The organism is Actinomyces sp. HMSC075C01, from assembly GCF_001812965.1.
In the GTDB taxonomy this organism is placed as follows: Bacteria; Actinomycetota; Actinomycetes; order Actinomycetales; family Actinomycetaceae; genus Actinomyces; species Actinomyces acetigenes.
The window spans coordinates 175,717-178,396 of sequence record NZ_KV811040.1; the positions used below are offsets into that span (position 1 = coordinate 175,717).

The following is a 2,680-nucleotide window of genomic DNA, read 5'->3' on the forward strand; positions in this document are numbered from 1 at the left end:
AGCTCCAGCCAGCCCTGCGGCTCCACCCGCCCCAAAGCCTCCGGGGCAAAGCGCCGTCCCAGCTGCAGCTGAACCACCAGCTCCTCACCCTCAGCCGTCACCGCCATTGCAGCCAACACCGCTCGCACCACCGCCGCCAACCGCTCCGTCGCCAGCAGCGTTCCCACCGGCCGGGCTGACACCACCACCGCCTGATCCACCGTCCGCCGCGACACTCCACGCGACACCCGGCAGCCCGGCACTAGCTCCCGCACCACAGAGACCAACCGCTCACCCGCGCGCGAGCCCACCGCCCAGACCGCCTGACCACCCGCAGCGCGCAGCTCCAGCACCACCCGACCAAGCGAACCATCCGCCAGAATGCGCTCCACCAAACCGACCGCTGTGTCCTGGGCGAGCGGCAGGGCAAACTGCAGTTGGTGCCACACCAGGGGGCGAGTGGGGCGGGCCATCACGGGGTGCCTCCCGACGTGGAGGAGGGAGCAGTGGCCTCGTCGGACGAGGAGGAACTGGAGCAGCCAGCCGTAGCAGATTCATAAGCCGAGTGATGAGCACTGGTTTGACGACAATGCGGGAGACGTTCTGTCATGCAGTGCCGTGCCGACATCGAGCTGGCCGCACGCATTGCGCCAGGTCGCCGAGATCCTGTCTGCTCAGTCGACAACTCGACAGCCTCATCCGCCTCCGTCGCCATCTGCCGCGCCAAAGCCAGCACAATCCGTGCCACCGCCCGGTGATCCATGCCGCTTTGCCGCACCGGCACCAGCCGCACCTGGCGCGACGAACCAGGCCGACCACCGGCGTAACGGACCATCATGAGTGCCTCCTTGAGGAGTGAGGCCGTCCACCGTTCTTTCGGCGGTCTGCAGCAGTGGAGTGAGTGCGTCGATTCCGGCTGGCTGTCTCAGTATCAAGCGCGGGACTCGAGCTGCGACCATCCCATCGCGACTGATGCCGCTGCTCAGCCTGTTCCGCCTGATAACACCGATTTGTCTGCCGCTCGCTTCTGCTCGGCTCCCTCACCACTCCCGTCGGCTGCGCCACCAGCGCACTGCCAGCCAGGCGGCGGCGCTCACGGCGAGCAGCCCGACGAGCCAGGGCCAGCTGCTTTGCACGATGGCGACGATCCACCTCAGCCCCATCGCGATCAGGAGCAGGCCGACGCCGCATCGCAGCAGGCTGCCAGGCAGAGAACGCCTCGAATCGCTCATCATCACCATCTCCTCGAAGACTGCGAATTGGGTACTTGTCTCGCCACGGCCGACTCATCGCGTTACCTCCTTGCCGGTACCGACAGCACTGTCATCTCTGTCGTCACCACAGGACGCACCAGCCACCGCCGTCTGCGGCATCGCTTCCGCCTTCTCAACGCGTTCGCTGTACCGCGGCACGGCAAAGCCGGGGATACGGATGTCGCTCGCTACTTGGTCGCCCCACACCGCCCAGGGCTGGTTCGACTCTGGCCTGCGGCGGGCGAACAGCTCCAGGTACGGCCCAGGGCTGACCCGCTCGATAATGGCGAACTGCTCAGCCGGCTTGCGTGAGTGCTCAGTGACGGGGGCGTTAAACCAGGTCGGCTGAGAGCGCGACCCCAGCGGAGCTCTCCCTCGGGTACAGAACAGCAGCTGCTCGGTGGCGTTACGCAGCTGGTAGCGGCCACCCAGGCCAAGGCGGAACTTCACCCAGGTCAGGGGGCTGCGCACTGTAAAGCCCCAGGCCTCGGCCACCTCATACGCCCTCGGCAAGAGCGCGTTGGTCGTCCACAGCCACAGATGGGCATCACGGGCCGCCAAGCGTCCCACCGGCAGGGCCTTGATCCGCGCCAGGCTCATCGTCCGGTAGTGCTTCTCACCACTCTGAGCCGGCCAGGGCGGATCGACCAAGATGGTGGCAAAGCCGCCAGGCGGCAGGCCAGGGATGGCGGATGATGAGCCAGTGCCCCCGGTCGGCACGCCGGCTTTCCTGTCGCTACCGGCGGCATTACCCGTGCAGTCTTGGCTGAGCACCGTAGCGCTGGTGGCAGCTCCAGCGCTCACCGCGTCGCCCGGTCGTGCCATGCCAGCACCTGGTATCACTGCTACGCTGGCCTGCCTGGCCGCCTCACCGTGCCGAGCCGCCGCTCCCCCAGCACATCGCCGGGCTGCTTGTTTCGTCTGCTGCATAGTGTCCCTCCTTTTTGTTCATACGTGCTATTTGCTCCGGGCTATCCCACTGCTAGCTTTTCGCGCATCGGCAGCCGGTTGCCCTTATCCCATACATTCCACGAACACTTGTTTGTTGCAAGGCCTCCGGATTCACTATTACCAAGCGACGCGACACGTACCGCTTTTGAGCCGTTTCTGTGGTGCCACCCCAGGAAACAAAATGGACACACACGCCATTTAATGGCCACGAAAGTCGGTGCTGTAGTTTTTGCAACAAGCAGGCGAAAACGACGCAGCACGTGGGTGAGGATTGCTGACGATTGCGACGGCATCCGAACGGTCAGCGGGTCGTCGACGCAGCGCCATGCTGGGATGCAGACGCTCACGGCTGCCGCTCGTCCGACCGAGCCGGTCGCTGCTGCGTGCACCGCCTGGGGCGCGGCCGCGGCGGGCGACGCGAGGGCGCGTGAGCCGGCCAGAAGGGACGGGGCGTGCCAGCCGCCGGCTCACCACTGGTGCCGTCACCATTCGCTCCG

General features: G+C 66.2%; 2 protein-coding genes and 1 pseudogene. All 3 read right to left on the reverse strand.

What is annotated here, in order from left to right; translation table 11 throughout:
• Nucleotides 1-452 (reverse strand): annotated as a pseudogene (locus HMPREF2883_RS13475) (hypothetical protein); the annotation flags it as partial.
• 567 nt (nt 453-1,019) lie between these two features.
• Nucleotides 1,020-1,214 (reverse strand): hypothetical protein, encoded by a 195-nt coding sequence (locus HMPREF2883_RS13480; protein ID WP_256277498.1) that lies wholly within the window; start codon nt 1,212-1,214, stop codon nt 1,020-1,022.
• 51 nt (nt 1,215-1,265) lie between these two features.
• Nucleotides 1,266-2,057, reverse strand: a complete 792-nt coding sequence (locus HMPREF2883_RS13485; protein ID WP_256277499.1) for an MT-A70 family methyltransferase — start codon at nt 2,055-2,057, stop codon at nt 1,266-1,268.
• Nucleotides 2,058-2,680 lie beyond the last annotated feature (623 nt).